19 protein-coding genes are annotated in these 20789 nt (G+C 57.0%); 9 read left to right on the forward strand and 10 right to left on the reverse strand.

The genetic code is table 11. From position 1 onward, the window contains the following. Positions 1 to 82: 82 nt before the first annotated feature. Positions 83 to 379 carry a hypothetical protein gene (locus VFA76_00615; protein ID HZR30336.1) on the reverse strand — a complete coding sequence of 99 codons (297 nt, stop codon included), beginning with the start codon at positions 377 to 379 and terminating at the stop codon, positions 83 to 85. Beyond that, positions 380 to 610 (reverse strand): hypothetical protein, encoded by a 231-nt coding sequence (locus VFA76_00620; GenBank protein HZR30337.1) that lies wholly within the window; start codon positions 608 to 610, stop codon positions 380 to 382. A 51-nt stretch (positions 611 to 661) separates the two neighbouring features. Here VFA76_00620 and trmFO point away from each other — a divergent pair, with 51 nt between their 5' ends. Together trmFO and VFA76_00630 are read left to right on the forward strand one after the other, a co-directional pair. Then, positions 662 to 2011: a methylenetetrahydrofolate--tRNA-(uracil(54)-C(5))-methyltransferase (FADH(2)-oxidizing) TrmFO gene (trmFO, locus tag VFA76_00625; GenBank protein ID HZR30338.1), complete on the forward strand. Its 1350-nt coding sequence runs from the start codon at positions 662 to 664 to the stop codon at positions 2009 to 2011. A 131-nt stretch (positions 2012 to 2142) separates the two neighbouring features. Beyond that, the gene (locus VFA76_00630; protein ID HZR30339.1) at positions 2143 to 3216 is read left to right on the forward strand and encodes a hypothetical protein; all 1074 of its coding nucleotides are present in this window, start codon (positions 2143 to 2145) and stop codon (positions 3214 to 3216) included. An 8-nt stretch (positions 3217 to 3224) separates the two neighbouring features. Here the strand turns inward: VFA76_00630 and der are convergent, their stop codons facing one another. Beyond that, entirely contained in the window at positions 3225 to 4682 is a 1458-nt protein-coding gene (gene der, locus VFA76_00635) for a ribosome biogenesis GTPase Der (GenBank protein ID HZR30340.1), read from the reverse strand. A 23-nt stretch (positions 4683 to 4705) separates the two neighbouring features. On the opposite strand from der, the gene VFA76_00640 reads away from it, so the two are divergent. The 6 genes from VFA76_00640 (at position 4706) to VFA76_00665 (ending at position 11581) form a co-directional block, all read left to right on the forward strand. Next, entirely contained in the window at positions 4706 to 6709 is a 2004-nt protein-coding gene (locus VFA76_00640) for an ATP-dependent DNA helicase (GenBank protein ID HZR30341.1), read from the forward strand. Positions 6710 to 6934: 225 nt separating this feature from the next. Next, the gene (gene queD / locus VFA76_00645) at positions 6935 to 7315 is read left to right on the forward strand and encodes a 6-carboxytetrahydropterin synthase QueD (protein ID HZR30342.1); all 381 of its coding nucleotides are present in this window, start codon (positions 6935 to 6937) and stop codon (positions 7313 to 7315) included. A 114-nt stretch (positions 7316 to 7429) separates the two neighbouring features. Then, positions 7430 to 8158: a 7-carboxy-7-deazaguanine synthase gene (locus VFA76_00650; protein HZR30343.1), complete on the forward strand. Its 729-nt coding sequence runs from the start codon at positions 7430 to 7432 to the stop codon at positions 8156 to 8158. 61 nt (positions 8159 to 8219) lie between these two features. Further along, on the forward strand, positions 8220 to 8975 hold the full coding sequence (gene queC, locus VFA76_00655) for a 7-cyano-7-deazaguanine synthase QueC (protein HZR30344.1): 756 nt from the start codon (positions 8220 to 8222) through the stop codon (positions 8973 to 8975). A 67-nt stretch (positions 8976 to 9042) separates the two neighbouring features. After that, positions 9043 to 10137, forward strand: a complete 1095-nt coding sequence (locus VFA76_00660; protein HZR30345.1) for a tetratricopeptide repeat protein — start codon at positions 9043 to 9045, stop codon at positions 10135 to 10137. 181 nt (positions 10138 to 10318) lie between these two features. Then, positions 10319 to 11581, forward strand: coding sequence for a PilT/PilU family type 4a pilus ATPase (locus VFA76_00665; GenBank protein ID HZR30346.1), 1263 nt, complete (start codon positions 10319 to 10321; stop codon positions 11579 to 11581). A 10-nt stretch (positions 11582 to 11591) separates the two neighbouring features. Here the strand turns inward: VFA76_00665 and VFA76_00670 are convergent, their stop codons facing one another. The 7 genes from VFA76_00670 to VFA76_00700 all read right to left on the reverse strand — a co-directional run bounded on the left by VFA76_00670 (position 11592) and on the right by VFA76_00700 (position 18866). Further along, a complete protein-coding gene (locus VFA76_00670; protein HZR30347.1) occupies positions 11592 to 13826 on the reverse strand; it encodes a PBP1A family penicillin-binding protein in 2235 nt (744 codons plus the stop codon). A 66-nt stretch (positions 13827 to 13892) separates the two neighbouring features. Next, positions 13893 to 15236, reverse strand: coding sequence for an amino acid permease (locus VFA76_00675; GenBank protein ID HZR30348.1), 1344 nt, complete (start codon positions 15234 to 15236; stop codon positions 13893 to 13895). Between the two features lie 65 nt (positions 15237 to 15301). Further along, positions 15302 to 15592, reverse strand: a complete 291-nt coding sequence (locus tag VFA76_00680; protein HZR30349.1) for a UBP-type zinc finger domain-containing protein — start codon at positions 15590 to 15592, stop codon at positions 15302 to 15304. Next, positions 15589 to 16152: a type 1 glutamine amidotransferase domain-containing protein gene (locus VFA76_00685; protein HZR30350.1), complete on the reverse strand. Its 564-nt coding sequence runs from the start codon at positions 16150 to 16152 to the stop codon at positions 15589 to 15591. The genes VFA76_00680 and VFA76_00685 overlap by 4 nt, the downstream gene beginning before the upstream one ends. Positions 16153 to 16184: 32 nt before the next feature. Next, positions 16185 to 16547, reverse strand: coding sequence for a nitroreductase/quinone reductase family protein (locus VFA76_00690; GenBank protein ID HZR30351.1), 363 nt, complete (start codon positions 16545 to 16547; stop codon positions 16185 to 16187). A gap of 44 nt (positions 16548 to 16591) precedes the next feature. Beyond that, positions 16592 to 17470, reverse strand: a complete 879-nt coding sequence (locus VFA76_00695; GenBank protein ID HZR30352.1) for an NAD(P)-dependent oxidoreductase — start codon at positions 17468 to 17470, stop codon at positions 16592 to 16594. 193 nt (positions 17471 to 17663) lie between these two features. Further along, positions 17664 to 18866, reverse strand: coding sequence for an alpha-hydroxy acid oxidase (locus tag VFA76_00700; GenBank protein HZR30353.1), 1203 nt, complete (start codon positions 18864 to 18866; stop codon positions 17664 to 17666). A gap of 114 nt (positions 18867 to 18980) precedes the next feature. Between VFA76_00700 and VFA76_00705 the strand changes: the two genes are divergently transcribed. Next, positions 18981 to 20747: a lactate permease LctP family transporter gene (locus tag VFA76_00705; protein ID HZR30354.1), complete on the forward strand. Its 1767-nt coding sequence runs from the start codon at positions 18981 to 18983 to the stop codon at positions 20745 to 20747. The last annotated feature ends 42 nt before the right edge of the window (positions 20748 to 20789 follow it).

Consider the following 20789-nt stretch of genomic DNA (forward strand, 5'->3'; position numbering starts at 1 on the left):
CGAGCCACGCTCGCCAGCACAGGCGAGGGCGCCTGTGCCCACGTGAGTTGGGTGCATGCACTCATCGACTTACATAGGGCAACTAAATCTTTTCCGGCGGAAATTCGAGCTCCAGCCCAAGTGGATCAGTAAATCGGTTGGTCAGGTTAACCACGCCGACCAGAATATCCAACTCAACAATCTCAGGGTCGGAGAAATGCTTCTTCAGGCCGGCGATGTCGCCGTCGCTGATCTCCCACGGTGTGCGCGTGAGCTTTTCGGCGAATGCCAGCGCAGCTTTTTCTTTGTCGCTGAAAGAAGCGGTAGAGGGGGTTTTTAGTGCCTTCCAATCTTCCTGGGTAAGCCCGGCGCGCTTCGACGAAGCGAGGTGGTGCTGCATTCAATACTGGCAGCGATTCAACATGGAAACGCGGATGTACACCATCTCGTAGAGGCGCTTCTCCAGTCCTCTGCCCACGCTGCTGTAAAAACTTAGGAAGTTCTTGAAGATCTCCGGTCGCTGAGCCAATGCTTTGTGAACATTGCCCGGCTTGCCCTTGAGCACTTTCTCGTAAATTTCTTTTACTTCGGGGTCGGCAGCGTTCGGTTCCACCAGCTTAATTCTTGCCATCGTTAACTCCATGATTAGGCACCTATAATACAAGACCGGGGAAGTCGAACCTTGCCATCGCGAGTGCAAATAATTGGCGCCGGTCTGGCCGGCTCGGAAGCCGCCTGGCAACTGGCTCGCAGGGGTGTGTCCGTTGACCTCTACGAAATGCGGCCGGTGCGCTCCACTCCAGCCCATCAGACCGGCGACTTTGCTGAGCTGGTGTGCTCGAACTCTCTCAAGTCCGAGAGCGAGAACACCGCCCCGTGGCTGCTCAAGGAAGAAATGCGCCGTGCCGGCTCGTTGCTACTTGAGTTGGCGCGTTCCGCCTCCGTTCCCGCCGGACACGCGCTGGCTGTGGACCGCACCGCATTCTCCGCGGCAGTTACCCAGGCAATTTCTGGCGAGCCGAACATCCATGTGCACCGAGAGGAAGTCACGCGCATTGACGAAGCAGCCGGGACCACGATCATTGCGACCGGACCGCTCACCTCCGATGCGCTGTCGCAAGAAATCGCACGCCTCAGCGGCAGCACGCATCTTTATTTTTTCGATTCTATAAGCCCGATCGTCGAGGCTGACTCGATTGACCTTTCGCGCGTGTACCGCGCCGCCCGCTATGACAAGGGGACAGCCGATTACATCAACTGTCCCATGAGTAACGAAGAGTACGACCGCTTCTATGCCGCGCTGCTCGCGGCAGAGTCGGTGGAGGCTCGCGATTGGGAGAAGCTGAACTATTTCGAAGCGTGCCTGCCAATTGAAGAAATCGCCCGGCGTGGGCGCGACACTTTGCGATTCGGGCCCATGAAACCGGTAGGCCTCCGCGATCCCCGCACTGGGAAGCAGCCTTACGCCGTAGTGCAATTGCGGCAGGAAAACTTGCGAGCCGATTCGTACAACATTGTTGGTTTCCAAAATCATTTGAAGTTTGGTGAGCAGGCCCGCGTGCTGCGCCTCATCCCCGGGCTGGAGAACGCGCGCTTTCTGCGCTATGGACAGATCCATCGCAATACTTACATCAATGCGCCTTCTCTGCTGCGCGAGACTTTGCAGATGAAGCTGCATCCGAATGTGCTCTTTGCCGGACAGATCTGCGGCGTGGAAGGCTACGTCGAATCAATTGCAACCGGACTCATGGCGGGGATGCATGCCGCGGCGCTAGCGCTTGGCGACGTGCCGGTTCCGCCCCCGCGTGCGACTGCATTCGGGTCTCTGGTGCGCTACGTCACACATGCTGATCCGCAGAATTTTCAGCCGGCAAACATCACATTCGATCTTCTGCCGCCGCTCGAAACAAAAATCCGCGACCGCGCCGAGCGGCATCGGCTGCAGTGTGAACGCGCGTTAGGGGAATTGCAAAGTTGGTTGGAGTCCCAACCGAATGTACCCTGTACTACAGAACGAGCAGTGTCTTTTTAGTCAGGGGACTCTCCTGCAGCTCCGAGGTCGATTAAACGTCATTCGTTGGCGAGTGAAACCGATTGACGGCCAGCCCGATTCAAAGTACCTTGCAGTCATCCCGCGGCGAAAAGGCAAGCAAGGAGTTTGTAGTGCCGACCTCCGCAGTAGATGCCATTAGCCCCGCGCTTCAGCTTGCCAAGGAACGGCTGTTCAGGCCATTCCGTTTTGCGCAATGGGCGCGGTTGGCGCTGCTCGGACTCGCGACCGGGGAAATCTCCAGCGCTGGCGGTTGCCCTAGTAGCAGCTTTCACGTACCCGCTCCTACAACCACCGGCAATGCTTCGCGAGAATTGCTGCCCTTAGCGGGAATTCTGAAGGGGATGGATCACGTTCATCTCGCGATTTTGATCACGGGACTGATCGTAGCCGGTGCGATTCTTCTTCTGACGTTTCTATATATAAACAGTATCTCCCGGTTCATTCTTTTCGAGTGCGTGCTCACCGGCCGATGCTTACTGCGCGAAGGCTGGGAGAAGTGGCAGCCACAGGGCAGACGATTTTTCATTTGGCAGTTGCTGCTGGGATTAGTTGCACTAGGGGGACTGGTAGTTTTGATCGGCATTCCGGCCGGGATCGCGGGGCTGTTAGGGATGACGCGGCACTCCGCCGGACATGCGGTGGCGGCGGGGCTGGGAATGGTACTGGCCGTCCTGGTGGCCATGGCCTACATGCTGGTTCTTTTTGTGATAACCGTGCTGACCAAAGACTTCGTCGTACCTCAAATGGCATTGGAGCCGATCAGCGCAATGGAAGGCTGGCGCCGCCTGCTTCGCATGATGAAGAGCGAACGCGGGAGTTATGCTGGGTACCTTGGGATGAAGCTGGTGTTGGCCATCGGCGCCGCCTTCATAATAGGAATCGCTACCGTCATCGTTTTCCTGATGGCACTAATACCCACAGGCTTGCTCACGGTTGTGCTTGTGCTCGTGTTCAAAGGCGCAGGCGTGACCTGGAATGTGTACACCATCACCGCTGCGGTCATCGCTGGGTGCTTGGTGTTCGCAGGAGCACTTTACGTGGTGGGGTTGGTATCAGTACCCGCGACCGTGTTCTTTCCCGCTTATTCCATCTATTTTCTGGCTGCGAGGTACCCTGCGCTCAATGCGGTGTTGCACCCTGCCCCTCCTCCGGTGCCGCCGCAGCTTGAACCAGCGGCCGGCTGAGGCTGTCGCTACTCGCGCCCGCGCGTTTTGATGCGAATTGGTGTGCCCACAAATCCAAACGCCTGCCGGATTTGATTCTCGACAAAACGCTGATAAGAGAAATGCAGCTTCACGGCGCGATCGGCGAACAATACGAATGTCGGGGGTGAAGTGGAAGCCTGGGTCATGTAATAAATTTTGATCCGCTTGGCTGCCGGAACCGAGGCCCGGTCGAAGTCAATGTGTTTGAGAAAGCGATTCATTTCGCCAGTCGGAATGCGCTTGCGGCGCTCCGCGGCGACAAGTTCCAAAGTGGGGAAGATTTTGTGGGTGTTCTTGCCGGTGCTAGCCGAAACAAAGATTACCGGTGCGTAAGCCAAAAACTTCAGTGAATCGCGGAGTTGGGCTTCGTAAACCTTGCGATCAACCGGCCGGTCCTGGCGCGGCATCTGGCGCCCACGCCAGGTGTGGGTGGCACCCTTAGCTTTAGTTTCGTCGGAATCCTGAGCTGCAGGTTTTCCCGCCACCAAATCCCATTTGTTGACCACAACAATAATGGAGCGGCCACTCTCATGGGCATAGCCGGCGATGGTAGCGTCCAGGGCGGTTACGCCCTCGGTGGCGTCGATCACCAGTAGCGCAATATCCGCGGCTTCCAGGTGCTTGCGCGCCATCACCACTGAGAGCTTCTCAGCCATGAGCCGTGTCTTGCCTTTGCGGCGGATACCGGCGGTGTCAATGAAACGATAGCGCTGCGAACCACGCTGCACGATTTCGTCAACCGCATCCCGCGTGGTTCCAGGTACCGGGGAAACGATAGCTCGCGAGGAGCCTGTGAGCCGGTTCAGGAGCGTAGATTTGCCGACGTTCGGCCGGCCGATGATGGCAACTCTTGTCTCCCTCGGCGCTGCATCGGCAGATTCTGCCGTTTCTAGAAGTTCCTCTGTGCCCTCTGTGGTTATGTTTTGGTCTTCGGTTTTGGTTTGATCTTCCGGCAGCACCTCCAGGATCGCATCCAGCAGCTCCGCCACTCCCCTGCCGTGCTCCGCGGAAACGGGGAAAAGATTGCGAATGCCCAGGCGTCGGAACTCCTCTGCTGCCGCCTCGATTTTGTCGGCATCCACTTTGTTCACTGCCAGGAACAATGGCTTTCCACCCCGTTGCAGGACGCGCGCCAGCTCCAGATCGGGTGCCGCGAGTTCCGTGCGAGCGTCCACCACCATCACTACGGCATCGGCCTCCTCCAGAGCTACCTTGGCCTGACGGAAGATCTCGGCGGGAATGTGCTCTTTCTCTTCGGGAATGATGCCGCCGGTATCCACCACGCGCATCGTCCGCCCACGCCAGTGTGCCTCGCCGTATAGGCGGTCGCGGGTTATGCCGGGCTCGTCACCGACAATGGCCCGACGGCGGCCGATAATCCGATTGAAGAGTGTGGATTTGCCGACGTTGGGACGGCCCACAATAGCGATGGTCGGCGTACGCACTCGGATTATTATAGAGACTCCTCGTGTCCAGCCTTCCCCAGTCCGCGCCCTCCGCCATTGGACGGCCATCTCTCCACCAGTTCTTCGGCCCCGGCGGCCTGCTCTCCCGTACTCACCCAGCGTACGAATTTCGTCGCGGACAATTGCAGATGGCCCAGGCCGTCGAGCAAGCGCTGAATGAAAAGCGGCACTTGATCGTCGAAGCAGGCACCGGCACTGGCAAGACCTTGGCTTACCTGGTGCCGGTGATTCGCTCAGGCAAGCGCGTAATCATCTCCACCGGAACGAAAAATCTGCAGGAGCAGCTCTTCCGCAAAGACATTCCGTTTCTCGAGAGCGCACTCTTCCCGGAAGGTGAAGCTCACCTGCGCGTCTGCTACATGAAGGGAAGAAACAACTATCTATGCCGGCAGAAACTCTACGACCTCACCGGGCAGCCGGTGCTCAGCGGCCTGGAAGAAATCGAGCAATACCGTGCTATTGCAGAGTGGGAAAGAAGCACCGAGACCGGAGATCGCGCCGAGGTGGCTTCGCTGCCCGAGTCAAGCGCGTTGTGGCCGCGTCTGGACGCGCGCTCTGACAAGTGTCTGGGCCAGAAGTGCAGCCAGTTCGACCGCTGCTTCATTACGGAAATGCACCGCCGTGCGATGGAAAGCGACATCATCATCGTCAATCACCATCTGTTTTTCGCCGATCTCGCCATCAAACAGTCGGCAGAAAACGCTCCTGATGCCGGCATCCTGCCGGATTGCGGTGCGGTGATCTTCGACGAGGCACACGATCTGGAAAATGTGGCTGGCAGCTACTTTGGCGTGACCGTCAGCAACTTGCGCTTTGAGGAACTCATTCGCGATGTAGAGTCATTTCTGCAGCGTCACAAGCTGGTTTCGGCAGGGCTTCTCAGCGCCACTCGCAGCCTTCGCGAGCGGTCACAGTTTTTCTTTTCCGTGCTGCCGCCGGGGGACGGCCGCTTCGCCTTCCAGAACCGCCGCGAATTTCTCGAAGAAAACGGGGACGAATTCGTTGCCTTGATGCAAGCACTCACTCGCCTCGGCTCCGAGCTCGAAGGCATGCGCGAAAAGCCGGAAGAAATTTTCAACTTTTCCCGGCGAATAGAGGAACTGCGCGTGCAGGTCTCGTTCGTGATGGAGTCCGAGGACCGCAACACCGTGTTCTGGATTGAGCGGCGGAGCTTTGGGCGGGAAGGCCGCAGCGGCCCGGCAAATGTATTCTTGCAGGCCACTCCCATCGATGTCGCGCCGATTCTGCGCTCCTGCGTCTTCGATAAGCTCGAGACCGCAGTGCTGACCTCGGCCACGCTGGCGGTCGGCCCTGGTTTTGAATACATTCGCCGACGGCTGGGAATCGAGCACGCCCGCGAACTGGTGTTGCCTTCACACTTCGATTATCCCAATCAGACTCTGCTCTACGTTCCGACCGATCTGCCCGATCCGCGCACTCCGCAGTTCGTAGGGCGCGCTACGGAGTGCATCCGCAGGTTATTAGAAATCACTCGTGGCCGCGCCTTTTGCCTGTTCACCAGTTACGCCCAGATGCGGGAAATCTATAACCGCCTATTGGGAGAACTGGAATATCCCATGCTCCTGCAGGGCGATGCTCCGAAAACCGCGCTGCTCGAAGAATTCCGGCTCACGCCCAACGCCGTGCTCTTCGCCACTGCTTCGTTCTGGCAGGGCGTAGATGTCCAGGGCGAACAGCTCAGCGCCGTCATCGTTGATCGTTTACCCTTTTCTGTGCCTAGCGATCCGGTGGTAGCCGCACGCGTGAGCTCGATTAACTCCGAAGGCGGCAATGCGTTTTACGAATATCAGGTGCCCGCAGCGGTCATTACGCTGAAACAAGGCTTCGGACGACTGATCCGGTCACTCCACGATCGCGGACTGCTCGCTCTGCTGGACAATCGCATTGTGAAGAAATCATATGGACGCGTATTTGTGGAGAGTCTTCCAAATTACCGGCGAACGATGGACTTGGCGCAGGTGGAGCAGTTCTTCGGAGTGGAATAGTCGCCGCCGTAAGCTCGCGGACAGGAGTGTCCGCCTTATACAAGCATCTTAAGATGTAGGGCAGGCACTCTTGTTTGCCCGGCGCTGCAGCTTCAGTCTCACCTCGTTGGTCGGTTTGAACCCCATCGCTTGCTCGTTCCGCCCGCATGTCACAGCAGGTTACAATATAAGATTACTGACGCTAGGCGCGCGGCTCCTGTAGTTATGCGGGCCGCAGGGGAATCCATGTTCGAAGTCACGGTGGAAGACACATTCGCCGCCGGCCACGCTTTGCGCGGCTACCGGGGAAAGTGTGAGAACCCGCACGGCCACAATTACAAAGTACGGGTGACCCTTGAGGGCGAAAAGCTGGATGGCATCGGCCTGCTCTTCGATTTTAAGGACTTGAAAGCGGTGATGGCGGACATTATTGATCGGCTCGATCACCAGTATCTGAACGACATTGAGCCGTTCAAGGCGGAAAACCCTTCGGCAGAGAATCTCGCTCGATACTTTTACCAGGAGACGAACGGCAAGCTGCGTTCCGTGGCAAATGGTCGCGTGCGCGTAAAAGACGTCATTGTGTGGGAAACGGATACCACTACCGCCAGATACTTTGAGGGTTGAGCGGGAGTCATGAGTCGTTCACTGATTGAATCATTGAATCAATGAGACATTGTGTCCCCTTCTGTTTAGTCAACGCTGAATGCCTCAATGAACCATTAATTCAATATAGTTCCAATGCAGATCACGGAGATTTACAAGTCGCTGCAGGGTGAATCTTCCTACGCCGGTCTGCCCTGCATCTTTGTGCGGCTCACTGCTTGCAACTTGCGCTGCTCGTGGTGCGACAGCGAGTACACCTTTACCGGCGGCAAGAAGATGACCTTGGAAGAAGTCGAGCGGGAAGTGCATCGGCTCAACGGCGGCGCACCGGATTCGCCAGCAAATCCCAGCAACGGCACGCGCCACTCCACCAAGCTGGTGGAGATCACCGGCGGCGAGCCTATGCTGCAGGAGCGCGAAGTGGTTCCGCTAATGCAGCGACTGGTGGCCGATGGGTACACAGTACTGCTCGAAACCAGCGGCGAACGGCCGCTGGCGACCGTTCCCAAAGAGGTGATCAAGGTCGTAGATGTAAAGTGCCCGCATTCTGGCGCCGCAGATACCTTCCGGGAAGCAAACCTGGAGGCGCTTACGAGGCACGACGAAGTAAAGTTTGTGCTCAGTGACCGCACCGACTATGAATTTGCTCGCGCATTTATAGAGCAGCAGAATCTTGGCCGGCGAGTGGCGTCCGTGATCCTCTCACCCGCGTTCCGCAAGGACGCAACCGGAAGACGAGACAGCTCGCATTGCCTGCTCGATCCCCGCGAGTTGACGGACTGGATGCTGGCGGACGGCCTGCAAGCCCGCCTCGGATTGCAGTTGCATAAGTTCATCTGGGACCCGGCGGAAAAAGGAGTGTGATGAAGAGCGTCAATGACTCGTTGATTCAATGGTATTTAGCTGGGCAGCGGCTCGGCAGGAGATGACATCTAAGTTGTTGGACACTCGAAATATTGATACTAGGAAGGTTCCAGCTGATCCCAGGCATAAGGCCCGGGCTGTTGTGTTATTGAGCGGCGGGATGGATTCCTGCGTTTGCGCCGCCTTAGCGGTTCGCGATTATGATGCTGCGGCGTTGCACGTCAGCTATGGGCAACGCACGGAAAAGCGGGAGCGGCAGGCGTTTCTCGCGATTTGCGATCGGCTGCGTATTCGCCAGCGGCTGATGGTACGAAATGACTCGTTGCACGCGGTTGGCGGTTCGGCGCTTACAGATCCTGATCTTGCCGTTCCAACCGCGAGTGAGGTGATTGGCGGCGAAATACCCATCACCTATGTGCCTTTTCGCAACGCGCATTTCTTGTCCACCGCGGTGAGTTGGGCCGAAGTGCTGGGCGCGGAGAAAGTATTAATGGGCGCTGTGCAGCAGGACAGCTCGGGCTATCCTGACTGCCGCCCGGATTATTACCAGGCCTTTAACGAGGTGGTACGAAGAGGTACGCGAGAGGGACGCATTGAAATTGCGACGCCGCTGATAGCCATGCGCAAATCGCAGATCGTGCGCCTGGGCCTTGAATTGGGCGCGCCCTTCGATTTAACGTGGTCTTGCTATAGCCGGGAAGACCGCGCCTGCGGGATCTGCGACAGCTGCGTTTTGCGGCTGCGCGCGTTTCAAAATGCGGGTGCGCACGACCCTATTCCTTACCTGGAACCGGCAGTTTCGGGCACAGGCGATTAGGCGCGAACCACACGAAGTTTGAGCGGACAAGAAAAGATTTATTTTTGAGGTTAGCCGGGAGGCTCAAATGAAGCAGCGTTTATCAATATTGTTGGTGACACTGGTGATTGCGGCGCTGTGTGCTCCGTCTGCCTGGTCGCAAGCCACTGCCACGGTGAAGGGTGTTGCCAAAGACATGCAGGGACAACCGGTGGCCGGCGCCACGGTGAATTACGTCAATCAGGACACGGGTCAAAAGTACGACATTAAGACCAATAAGAAGGGTGAATTCTTCTCGCTGGGTATTGCTCCGGGCAAATACAAGATCAGCCTAATCAGCAATGGCCAGGTCTTGTTCTTTTTCAACGGAGTGCAGGTCTCACTGGGTAACGAAGAAAATGTTACCAACTTCGATCTGCAAAAGGAATCGGCAGACGCTAAGGCGCGCGGCCAGGCACAGATGACGCCTGAGCAGAAAGCAGCCCAGGAAAAGGCCCAAAAGGAAAATCTCACCATCAAGGCGCTGAACGAAAAACTGGCAGCCGCCACCCAGGCGCAACAGGCCGGTAACTTCGATCAGGCAATCGCGGTCATGAAAGAAGCAACGGCCATGGATCCTAATCGCGATGTCCTGTGGGCCAAGTTGGGAAATGTATATAGCGACGCGGCAAAGAAGTCCGAAACAACTGACCGTCCTGCGGCAGCCCAGCTCTATGCGCAATCGGCTGAGTCCTATCAGAAAGCTCTTGCCTTGAAACCCAGCGGGGCTGTTTACAACAACCTGGGGCAGGCCTTGGCAAAGTCCGGCAAGACGGATGACGCGATCAAGGCTTACAACCAGGCAGCGCAAGTGGATCCCCCGAATGCGGCTATGTACTATTTCAATCTGGGCGCAACCCTGACCAATACCGGCAAAATAGATGATGCCGTGCAGGCCTTTGATAAGACGATTGCCGCGGATCCCAACCGGGCTGAGGCTTACTATTGGAAGGGCGTTAATTTGCTGGGGAAAGCCACTCTGAAAGGCGACAAAATGGTGGCGCCCGAGGGTACTTCGGAAGCTTTCAACAAGTACCTTGAGCTTCAGCCTACCGGCCCCTATGCTGAACCAGCCAAGCAGATGCTGGCTTCAATGGGCGCTTCGGTGGAAACCAGCTACGGGAAGAAGAAGGCCAAGAAATAACAGCAGAGTTTGGCTTTTCTTTGGGTTTTTCTGGGACGGCAGTATGCCGTCCCTTTTTTAGTTCGGGCGGCCATGCACCGTCGTGTAGCGGCGAAAGGGTTTGCCCTATAGCCGCGCTGTGATTCTTAGGCTAAATTAGCGTTTCCCCCCAGATAAGCGACTGGTGTGTGAATGCCACGCCTTGCCCGGTCGAGTTCTCAAGGAGAAAGCCATCGCAACGCCAGCTCCAGCGCCCATGCCCGGAGTAGAACCGAAGACCACACCGGACTCCACCGCTTCCACGAACGCCATTTTATCGGCCATGCTGCGGACCTCGAGCAAGGTAAGTGACCTGATTTTTTCTCCTGGCCGGCCGCCACAAGTAGAGTTGAGTGGAGAGCTCGTTGCGGTGAAAATCGCCGAGATTCCTCACCTCAGCGCCGAAGATACGCGGCGGATTGCAGGCGACCTTATCGGTAACAACAAAGTGGCACTGGCCAAGCTCCGCGAACAAGGGGCTTGCGACGTTTCGTACAGTCTTCCGGGAAAAGCGCGTTTCCGCGTGAATGTATTCATCCAGCGCGGCACCTGCGCCGTTGTAATGCGGGTGATTCCACACACAATTCCTACTCTTAACGATCTCAATTTACCTGCGCAGTTGGCGAAGATCGCGGAACTGAAGAATGGAATCGTTCTTATCACCGGCCCCACTGGATCCGGTAAGTCTTCGACGATGGCGGCGATCTTGGACAAGGTCAACGAGCTGCATGGATACCACATCATCACCATCGAAGACCCGATTGAGTTCTTGCATCCACACAAAAAGGCGACCATTCATCAGCGGGAATTGCACAGTGATACGCCGAGCTTTGCCCTGGCGTTGCGGGCCGCCCTGCGGCAGGCGCCAAAAGTAATCCTGGTGGGCGAGATGCGGGACAAGGAAACCATTGAGACCGCACTGGAAGCAGCGGAAACCGGCCACCTGGTGCTTTCAACCCTGCATACGATTGATGCCTCCAAGACGGTGGAGCGAATCATCGGAGTGTTCCCGGCGGCGGAACAGCAGACTATCCGCAATCGGCTGGCGAAATCTTTTCGCTATATCGTTTCTCAGCGGCTGGTGCCTCGCAAAGACGGGGAGGGTCGGGTCGCCATTCTCGAAATCCTGGTATCGTCGCTACGCACGCGCGAGTACGTTGAAAAAGGCGAGCACGATGGCAAGACCCTTCTGGATGCGATGCGAGATGGCGGTCAGGAAGGCATGCAGTACTTTGACGGCGAACTGGAAAAGCTGATCCGGGCAGGCACGCTCGACATAGACACGGGAATAGCTTACTCGACCAATCCCGGCAATCTGACCTTACAATTGACCGACCTGGCAATGGCATCGCCAGACGGGGCGCAGCCAGCCGGGGCGCAGCCTGCCGCTAAGGAATCGGATACAGAATTAGAGATCGAGCCCTAGTTTCATCGGCTCAGTGAGCTTCTTCGTCTGCCGGACTGGTATCCGGCGTATCCAGCTTGCGCGCGACTGTACTCGGAGGGATGAAGGGCGGCGGTTGGAAATCCTGAGCCGGTCGGCCTTTCAGGGCCGTTTTCATGAAGTCAATCCAGATGGGCAGCGCGGCCATCGAGCCACTTTCCCGATTGCCGAGTGATCTCTTTTCGTCAAAGCCCACCCATACTCCACAGGTGAGGGAAGGCGAGAACCCGACGAACCAGGCATCCGTGAAGTCATTTGTCGTGCCGGTTTTCCCGGCCAGCGGGTAGTTGAGCTGGCTCGCCTTTACGCCCGTACCGTGCAAGACCACCTCGCGCAGCATGGCGGTCATAATCCGCGCCGTCCGTGAATTGATGGACTCCCGCACCTCGGGATAATTCTCTTCCAACACGCGGCCGTCGTAATCGGTGACTTTAAGAATGTAGCGCGGGGTTACATGAACGCCGTCATCGGGGAACACGCTGTATGCGGAGGTCTGTTCGAGCGGCGTTACCTCCGCCGCTCCCAAGGCCACGGGCAAATACGCTGGTATTTGCGAACTGATCCCGAAGCGATGCGCATAATCAATGACCGTGTTCATTCCCAGGTGGTCTGCCAGCTTGAGTGCGGGAATGTTGCGCGATTGTGCCAGTGCCCGGCGGAGAGTGATATTGCCCTCGAACTTTTCGTCGTAATTGTGCGGGATATATGGACCAGAGGGAGTGTTAAAAATGATCGGCGCATCTTCGATGGTGTCGTCCGGACTGGCGCCCTGATCCACCGCAGCCGTGTAAACGTATGGTTTGAAAGACGACCCAACCTGGCGCAATGCCTGGGTGGCACGATTGAACTTTGAAAGATCGAAGTCGCGCCCGCCAAACATGGCCTTAATGTCACCACTGGCATTATCGAGGGCCACGAGTGCGCCTTGCGCTCCAGAGTCCTGCTCCAGACTCACCCGCGCCCGATCTCCCGAAGAAAGTGAAAGCACCTTCACGTAGGCGATGTCGCCCATGTGCAGCAAGGCGGGTATGCGGCGGTTGGTCCAGGCGGTATCTGCGGCGCTGAGTGTGGCAGTGTAATTGCCAAATTTCACGATTGCTGAGCGCAACGTGGTCTCGACGACGAGCGCATGCACGTAGCTGTCAGCGCTGATGCGCTCGTTCCAGTCTGGATGTTTGTAGCTCTCCAGATCCTGTCCCGCGCGCAGCACATTTTCAAGGTGCCCCTTCCATCCGTGTCGGCGTTCGTACGCGGCGAGGCCATCGAGTACTGCCCGGTTGGCTGCTCTCTGCAGGTCCACATTTAAAGTTGTGTACACATGCAATCCCGCCTGGTGGACCTGATCGGTGCCATATTTCTTCTCCAGATACCGTCGGACTTCCTCGACGAAGTAGGGAGCCAGCGAGTTGGGATCGCTCTGAACATTTAGGTTGAGCGGCGTGTTCTTGGCGGCGGTGGCTTGTGCGGCGGTGATCTTGCCATCCTCGAGCATTGCATTGATCACCAGGTTGCGCCGTCGCAAAGCGCGGTCCGGGTAATTGATAGGAGAGTAGGAAGTTGGGCCCTTCGCTAAACCGGCCAGCAATGCGGCTTCCGGAAGCGTCAGGTCCTTTGCGCGTTTGCCAAAATAAAACTCCGCCGCAGCTTCGAAGCCCCAGACTCCATGTCCTAAGGGAATCTGGTTGGCGTACATAGTAAAAATCTGTGCCTTGGTGAATCGCCGCTCGATCTGGATGGCGAGCATGGTTTCCTGCACCTTGCGGCGAAATTTCTGCTCGGGAGAGAGGAAGAGGTTCCGTGAGAGCTGCATGGTCAGCGTGGATGCGCCTTGTAACCTGCGGCCCGGAGTTAGGATGTCGCGATAGGCCGCCCCTAGGATCCGGCGCACGTTGACTCCCCAGTGCTTCTCAAAATTCTTGTCTTCAATTGAGATCACCGCCTGGTAGAGGACTCTCGGGAAGTCGTCGTAAGAGGCCACTACGCGGCGCTGTAGCGCGAATGACCCGATGATGCGCCCCTGATCGTCGTAAAGATCGGTGATAGATATGGGACGGTAGTGCTGGAGCTCATCCACCTGCGGCAGATCAGTGGAATCAACGAACACGAGTCCGGCAGTGACTCCAGCCAACACCGAGGCCAGTACCAGCAAAGCCAAGACCACACGCCCTGCCAGCTTCCTCGGAGCCGCCACCGGCGTCTCGGGAAGATCTGTGTACAGCACCTTCATTAGGATTCGGAAGTAGCGTCAGAATAGCATGGTGGGTTTACCAGGAGAATCACCGCGAGCATTCGGTCAGGGAACACGGGAGTACTCGGGAGCTTCTGGCAAGCGACGGCGGCGCCAGAGAAAATAAACCGGCAACCCGACCGCGACCACACTGAGCCCGATCACCGCATTGGCGCCGGCGGAGATGATGGCATTGATAACCAGCACCGCGGCTGCGAGCACGAAGAGCATCGGCGTCCACGGATATCCCGGCACGCGGTACGAACGCTCTACTTCCGGGTATTTGCGCCGATAGACGAAAACCGCTGCGGCCGCCAGCCCATAAAAAATCCAAGCCACGAACATGGCGTAGCCGATCAGTTCCTGGAATTTTCCCAGCCAAGCCAGAAAAATAGACCAGATTCCGAGCGCAATCACAGCAGTTGCGGGAGTGCGAAACCGCGGATGAACGTCCGCAAGCTTACGAAAGAACAGGCCGTCGTTTGCCATCGCATAAAACACTCGCGGCGCGGTCAGAACAACGCTGTTAGTAGCGCTGAATACAGAAATCAAAATAGTGAGCGCCACAATCTTGGCTGCGCCCGGACCTAGTACCGCTGAGATGGAAGCGGCGGCGATGGTCTCGGAGCGGCCTACCTTCTCTGGCCCCAGAGCGGCGAGATAACCAAGATTTGCCAGCAGGTAAACCCCAATCAGGAATATAACTCCGGAGAACATGGCCCGGGGAAAGTCTCTCTTAGGATTCACCGCTTCGCCCGCGCTATAGGTCACGAATTGCCAGCCTTCATATGCCCAAAAAACCGTGATCATTGCCAGTCCGAACTTCGAAAACAGCGATCCTGAAACAGTGGACGGCCAGAGAGAGGCAGGTATTCCCGAATAGCCGCGGCCAAGCGCCAGCAGTACAGCGCTGATGCCAACAATCAAGAGGGCCTTGATCAGAGTTGTCCAGTTTTGTAGGTCTGAGCTCTTGCGAGTACCCCAAACGTTCACCGCAGTGACCACGGCGATCATTGCCGAGGCGACTATCTTCGCTCCCAACGTACTTAGAGGAATTATTCTGCCGAGGTAGGCGCTGAACGCGACCGCCAGTGCCGATACTTCGCCGCTGGCAATTGCCAGGAATAGGCTCCAGCCGTAGAGGAAGGCGGGAAGCGATCCAAAGGCGTCGCGAATATAGACGTAAACGCCACCGGCGGCGGGCCGGGTAACCGCCAGCTCCGCGTAAGTGAGCGCCCCCATCAGGGAGAGGATTCCGCCAAAGACCCACACCAGCGCTGCCGCGACCACCGAGTGGTCAACCTGATTCAGGATTCCGGCGGGAACCAGGAAAATTCCTGACCCGATCACGGAACCTATCACCAGCAACAGCAAATCGCGTAAGCGCAGGGTGCGGAGGAGTTCCGTCACGGTCTGCGCATCATAGCTGCTGGCTGGAGAAGCCGCAATCCAGCTTTAGGACTTCAAGTCAGCCGCTACGCAGCCAATTCGCCCGGTGCGACCTCGTCAACATAGCACCAGATCCAACGCTCGCCTGGCTCGGCTGAACGAATGAGCGGATGTCCAACCGCGTGAAAGTGCTTGGTGGCATGCCGGTTCTTCGATGAGTCACAGCAGCCGACGTGGCCACAGGTCAGGCACATTCGTAAATGGACCCAAGTGTCGCCGATCTTCACGCAATCCTCGCACACGTGCTTCGTCGGTTTCGTGAGCTTAATTTCATCCAAGTGAGCGCATTCAGCCAGCTTCTTGATTGCTGTTGTCATGCTGCTTGTCGTACCTGCCCTTTCGTCCGGCTGAACAGGTCAATCATCCCCCGATTGAATGCCGGAATATCATCAGGGTTGCGGCTGGATACTATGTTGCCATCGGTCACGCACTCCTCGTCCACCCACTCTGCACCCGCATTGCGCAGATCGGTTCTAAGCGACGGCCATGAAGCGATACGCTTGCCGCGGGCCGAGCCGGCTTCGATGACGGTCCAAGGGCCATGGCAGATCACCGCTACAGGCTTGTTGGCATCAAAAAATGCCTTCACAAACTCCACCGCTTTCGGCTCCATACGGAGTTTGTCGGGATTCATGACCCCTCCCGGCAGCAAAAGCGCGTCAAAATTATCAGGTTTAGCTTTGTCCAGGTGGATGTCTACAGGAAACTCCTCGCCCCATTCGGTGAAGTTCCACCCCCGAACGCGCTGCTGCTGCGGAGACACCACGTATGTCTCAGCTCCTGCATCATTCAGTGCTTTCCTGGGTTTGACCATCTCCACTTGCTCGAAGCCATTCTCGATTAGAATTGCGACTTTCAAACCCTTAAGATTATCCATAACACTCCTCCTGATTAGTTTTTCGAAACGCTTTATTCGATCTTTACAACCACTGCAACATCGAATTTCGAATAGTATTTCTTCACGTCCGCCTCTCCATACTTCTTGCGGAATTTCTCAACGACGGACTTGACGATTTTGGGGTCGGTCACTGGATTGGCGTCGAATTCAGCTTGTACCCCCTCGGCAGAAATTCGGATTCGCCGGTTCTGAAGTACGTTCTTGTACCACTGTGTGTCTGAGCCTTTCACCGGCAATAGATACAACGTGTTCCCCTCAACTACGAACCACACCGGGTTAGAGATTCTACGGCCGGTCTTTCTTCCGACCACGCTGATTTCGATTTCCTCGGCCCGGGTGAGACGATCTTTGAGTTCTTCAGTTTTGGTTGGCATCACGACCTCCATATTTCCGAGCTGCGGCATAGACCAGCAGCCACTCAGAGTCCGGCGTTTCGCGCCGAGATCTGTGAAACCGCGGACCAGTCGGCGTCGGCCAAACCTTGCGCGACGGCGGCCACAAAATGGTCGTGCACAAGACTGGCCATGGGCAAAGGCGCCGCTGCTGCTTCCGCGGCAGCGATGACCAGGCGGTTGTCTTTCAATCCGAGTTGCAGTTTGAATCCAGCCGGTTCGAACTTTTGTTCAGTGATGAGAGCTCCGTAAGTTCGATAGATTGGGGCATCGAACAGAGAACCGGTCATAACTTCCAGGAACTTTTTCGCATCAACGCCCGATTTCCGGACCAATGCCGAGGCTTCTGCAAAGCTCTCAATGACGGTGCTGATCAGGAAATTTCCCGCTAATTTTGTAGTATTTGCTGCCGGAGGATTGTCGCTGATCACAAACGTCTTTTGTCCCATGACTTCGAACAAAGGGCGGCAGCGCTCGACCTGCTCGGATGGGGCGGCGGTGACAATAAAAAGTTTCGCGGCAGCAGCTGCATCGGGACGCCCGAAAACGGGCGCAGCAACATAATGCTGCTTGTTTTGCCGATGAGCGTCCACTAACCGCTGGGAAAGGGCAACACTGATCGTGCTCATGGAGACATGAATGGCGTTCGCAGGGAGTGACTGAAGCACTCTGCCCGGCTCGAACACTACACCTTCCAGCGCGTGATCATCTGCCAACATGGTGATCAACACTTCCACCCCGGAGGCAGCGTCTGCCGGGGTCTCGGCGACCTTGGCGCCCAGCACCTTGAACTCTTCTGCGCGCTTGGGTGTCCGGTTGTAAACGGTGAGTGCGTGTCCCGCCTTAATGAGGTTGCGGACCATACCAGACCCCATGTTGCCCAAGCCGATGAACCCTACTTTCATTTCCTGTTATCTCCCGTCTTGAACTCAATTGGCGAACACGCGCCTTCGCTGAACTGTAATGTTCTTTAGGTGAGATGCCCAGTAAAGAAAGATCGGCCCAATTTAATGGATGGACGCCATTACCAGCGTAGGTGTTGTAGCGTAAACGTGATCGGGGAAAAAGAAAAACCAGGTTCCACCGTGGTGATACACGTCAGTAGGACTTTTGCGGTAAGCAGTGGTCAACTGGAGCAGTCACATACGATCGGTCGAGCTTCGCCACCGAAGTACATCCCAGGAGCTTCAGCGTGCGTTCCATGTCCGAACGCACAATCTGAAGCGCGCGCGTGACCCCAGCCTCACCGGCAGCGGCCAGACCATAGGCATATGCCCGGCCCATGAGAACAGCCCGGGCCCCAAGGCAAACTGCTTTAATAATGTCGCTGCCGCGACGGATCCCTCCGTCCATCAGAACCTCAACCTGGCCATTAACGGCCGCCAGAACTTCGGGAAGCACGTCCAGCGTGGCTGGAACTCCGTCCAGTTGCCGCCCGCCATGATTTGAAACCACTACCGCCGCTGCGCCTTCATCCACCGCCCGCTTTGCATCTTCGCCCGTGAGCACACCTTTGACGACGATGGGTCCGGGCCACAATTCGCGCAGCCATCGCAAATCCTCCCAGGTAACGGTGGAACTGGCGAGTGCCGCGCCGACGTCAGTCATTGGGAGCGGACCTGAACCAGGAAAAACTACGTTGGGGAGCCGCGGTACGCCGCCATCGGCGAGGAAAGATACCAGCCATCCCGGATGCGATAGCAATTCCGGCAGAAAAGGAATCTTGGCAAAAATGCTGCCGCTCATAAGCTCGATCATGCCATTTCGCAAATCGCGCTCGCGCAGCCCGGACACGGCGGTGTCAATGGTGACCACCAGCGCTGAAAAACCAGCGGCCCGCGCTCTGGCGATGCTGGCCTCGGCCACTTCGCGCCCACCTACCAGGTAGAGTTGGTACCAGACCGGACCCGACGAGGCCGCTCTCACATCTTCCAGCTTGTGACCAGAAAGAGTGGAAAGGATGTACCCCGTCCCCGCTGCACCGGCTGCGCGGGCAGCGGCCGGTTCGCCTGTGGGATGCATCAGCCGGCTGTACCCAACTGGAGCCAGCATGGCGGGCAAAGAAAGCTCCGCTCCCAAGACTTTTGTGCGCAGATCACAGGCGGGAAGCGCCACCGCATGTCGCGGCCGAAAAGTCACGCGATCGAAGGCACGGCAGTTTTCGCGAAGTGTGACCTCGCCATCGGCTCCGCCATCAATGTAGTCGAATACGACCCGTGGCACACGACGGCGCGCCATCCGCCGCAGATCTTCAATGTTGATCACACGCGGAGACGCAACCGCGCGGGCTGCTCTGGTCATCTGCAGTTCCCCAATATTGCAAGTCTCAGACGCTGGCGAAGCGATTATCATACATGGCGATTCGCTGGGTTTGAGGAAAGGCGTCCGGGAGTTTCTCCGGCAAGGAAGAGCCGAATGCACTGGAACCAGGTGTACGACCCGCTGGGTCACTGGTGGTTGTCCACACTCATTGCTGCGCTTCCCATTTTCGTGCTGCTGGGTATGCTCGCCGGCCTCAAAGTGAAGCCGCACTGGTGTGCTATTGCGGGAGCCTTCACCGCGATCGTGGTGGCAATGGTATTTTTCAAGATGCCGGCGATTTTGGCGGTGATGAGCTTCGGCTATGGCGTAGCCTTTGGGCTGCTTAAGATTGCCTGGATTGTCCTCGCCGCTGTTTATCTGTACGACATTTCTGTAGAAACCGGCCAGTTCGAAATCATGAAGGAGTCGGTGGCCACCATCACTCCGGACCGCCGTTTGCAGGCGTTGCTGGTCGCCTTCTGCTTCGGCGCGTTTATTGAGGGAGCAGCTGGATTTGGCGCCCCGGTGGCGATTGCCGGCGCCTTCATGATTGGACTTGGGTTCAAGCCTTTCCATGCAGCCGTCTTGAACCTGATTGCGAATACGGCCCCGGTTGCGTGGGGCTCCATCGGAACGCCCATTCACACGCTGGCGGCAGTTTGCGGCTTACCAGAATCTGACCTGAGCGCCATGATTGGCCGCATCCTGCCCTTTACCGCCGTGATTGTTCCGTTGTGGTTAGTTCGAACCATGGTGGGCTGGAGCGAAACCCTTGAAGTGCTCCCCGCGATCCTGGTTGTCGGCTTTTCTTTCGCTCTGACTCAGTTCTTCTGGTCGAACCATGTGGACAGCAATCTGGTGGACATCATCAGCGCGGTGGTGGCGATCGTTGTCACCGTAGCTTTTCTCCGGTTTTGGAAGCCTAAGAACATCTGGCGCTTCGAAGAGGACAAAGCCACGCCCCCGGCCTCTGCGCTGCCACAAATTATGGACGACGTAGGCGGGAGATGGGCCGCTGCGGACTTTGACAGGTACGTCAAACCGCGCTCATATTCTGCCGGCAAAGTGTTCAAGGCGTGGATGCCATTCGCCATCCTCTCCGTTTTTGTACTGGTATGGGGATTACCCTCGATCAAGCGCTCCATAAATCAAGCCACGACTCCGGCGTTTACTGTTGTGCTAGCGGATGGAAAAGTTAGACCTGGACCGCCGGGTTGGGATGTCCCCCACCTGCACAATGCGGTGTATCGTTCTGCGCCGGTCGTGGCCAAGCCAAGCCCCGAACCGGCGCGATACGATTTCAACTGGCTGTCAGCCACGGGAAGTGCCTGTTTTCTAGCGGCGCTCGTCTCTGGCCTGCTGCTCGGCCTGAGTCCGCTCAGGCTAACGAAAATCTTCTGGAGGACACTGGTCCGCATGCGCCTGGCTATGATCGCCATCTCCTTCATGCTCGGACTCGGCTACGTGACCCGGTACTCGGGGCTGGATGCAGTCTTAGGGCTCGCCTTTACTCGCACCGGCTGGGCCTATCCTTTCTTTGGCACATTCTTGGGTTGGCTCGGGGTCGCCCTCACGGGCAGTGATACTTCATCCAATGCACTTTTTGGAAGCCTGCAGCGCATCACCTCACAGCAGCTCGGCATTGATCCTGTCCTTATGTGTGCTGCCAATAGTGCCGGGGGCGTCATGGGCAAGATGGTTGACGCTCAATCCATTACCATCGCCACCTCAGCTACGGAGCAGGTAGGCAATGAGGGAATTGTTTTCCGTTTTATGTTTTGGCACTCAGTTTCCTTGGGAGCTATCGTGGGAATTATTGTGATGCTGTACGCGTACGTCTTCCCGCATGCGGTGCCTCATGGGTTGACGTTCGTGAAATAGCATTCTCAGCGCCGGCGGCTGCATCGATTTTTTTCTCGAGGT

The sequence above is a fragment of the Terriglobales bacterium genome (assembly GCA_035651655.1).
Lineage (GTDB): Bacteria > Acidobacteriota > Terriglobia > Terriglobales > Acidobacteriaceae > DASRFG01.

Bases quoted from the DNA above. Each gene is read 5' to 3' on its own strand.
- VFA76_00615 (HZR30336.1), bottom strand. From the start codon at position 379: ATGCAGCACCACCTCGCTTCGTCGAAGCGCGCCGGGCTTACCCAGGAA.
- VFA76_00685 (HZR30350.1), bottom strand. From the start codon at position 16,152: ATGGATAATCTTAAGGGTTTGAAAGTCGCAATTCTAATCGAGAATGGC.
- VFA76_00700 (HZR30353.1), bottom strand. From the start codon at position 18,866: ATGACCAGAGCAGCCCGCGCGGTTGCGTCTCCGCGTGTGATCAACATT.
- queD (HZR30342.1), top strand. From the start codon at position 6,935: ATGTTCGAAGTCACGGTGGAAGACACATTCGCCGCCGGCCACGCTTTG.
- VFA76_00680 (HZR30349.1), bottom strand. From the start codon at position 15,592: ATGACAACAGCAATCAAGAAGCTGGCTGAATGCGCTCACTTGGATGAA.
- VFA76_00620 (HZR30337.1), bottom strand. From the start codon at position 610: ATGGCAAGAATTAAGCTGGTGGAACCGAACGCTGCCGACCCCGAAGTA.
- queC (HZR30344.1), top strand. From the start codon at position 8,220: ATGACATCTAAGTTGTTGGACACTCGAAATATTGATACTAGGAAGGTT.
- VFA76_00695 (HZR30352.1), bottom strand. From the start codon at position 17,470: ATGAAAGTAGGGTTCATCGGCTTGGGCAACATGGGGTCTGGTATGGTC.
- VFA76_00690 (HZR30351.1), bottom strand. From the start codon at position 16,547: ATGCCAACCAAAACTGAAGAACTCAAAGATCGTCTCACCCGGGCCGAG.
- VFA76_00705 (HZR30354.1), top strand. From the start codon at position 18,981: ATGCACTGGAACCAGGTGTACGACCCGCTGGGTCACTGGTGGTTGTCC.
- VFA76_00670 (HZR30347.1), bottom strand. From the start codon at position 13,826: ATGAAGGTGCTGTACACAGATCTTCCCGAGACGCCGGTGGCGGCTCCG.
- VFA76_00660 (HZR30345.1), top strand. From the start codon at position 9,043: ATGAAGCAGCGTTTATCAATATTGTTGGTGACACTGGTGATTGCGGCG.
- VFA76_00650 (HZR30343.1), top strand. From the start codon at position 7,430: ATGCAGATCACGGAGATTTACAAGTCGCTGCAGGGTGAATCTTCCTAC.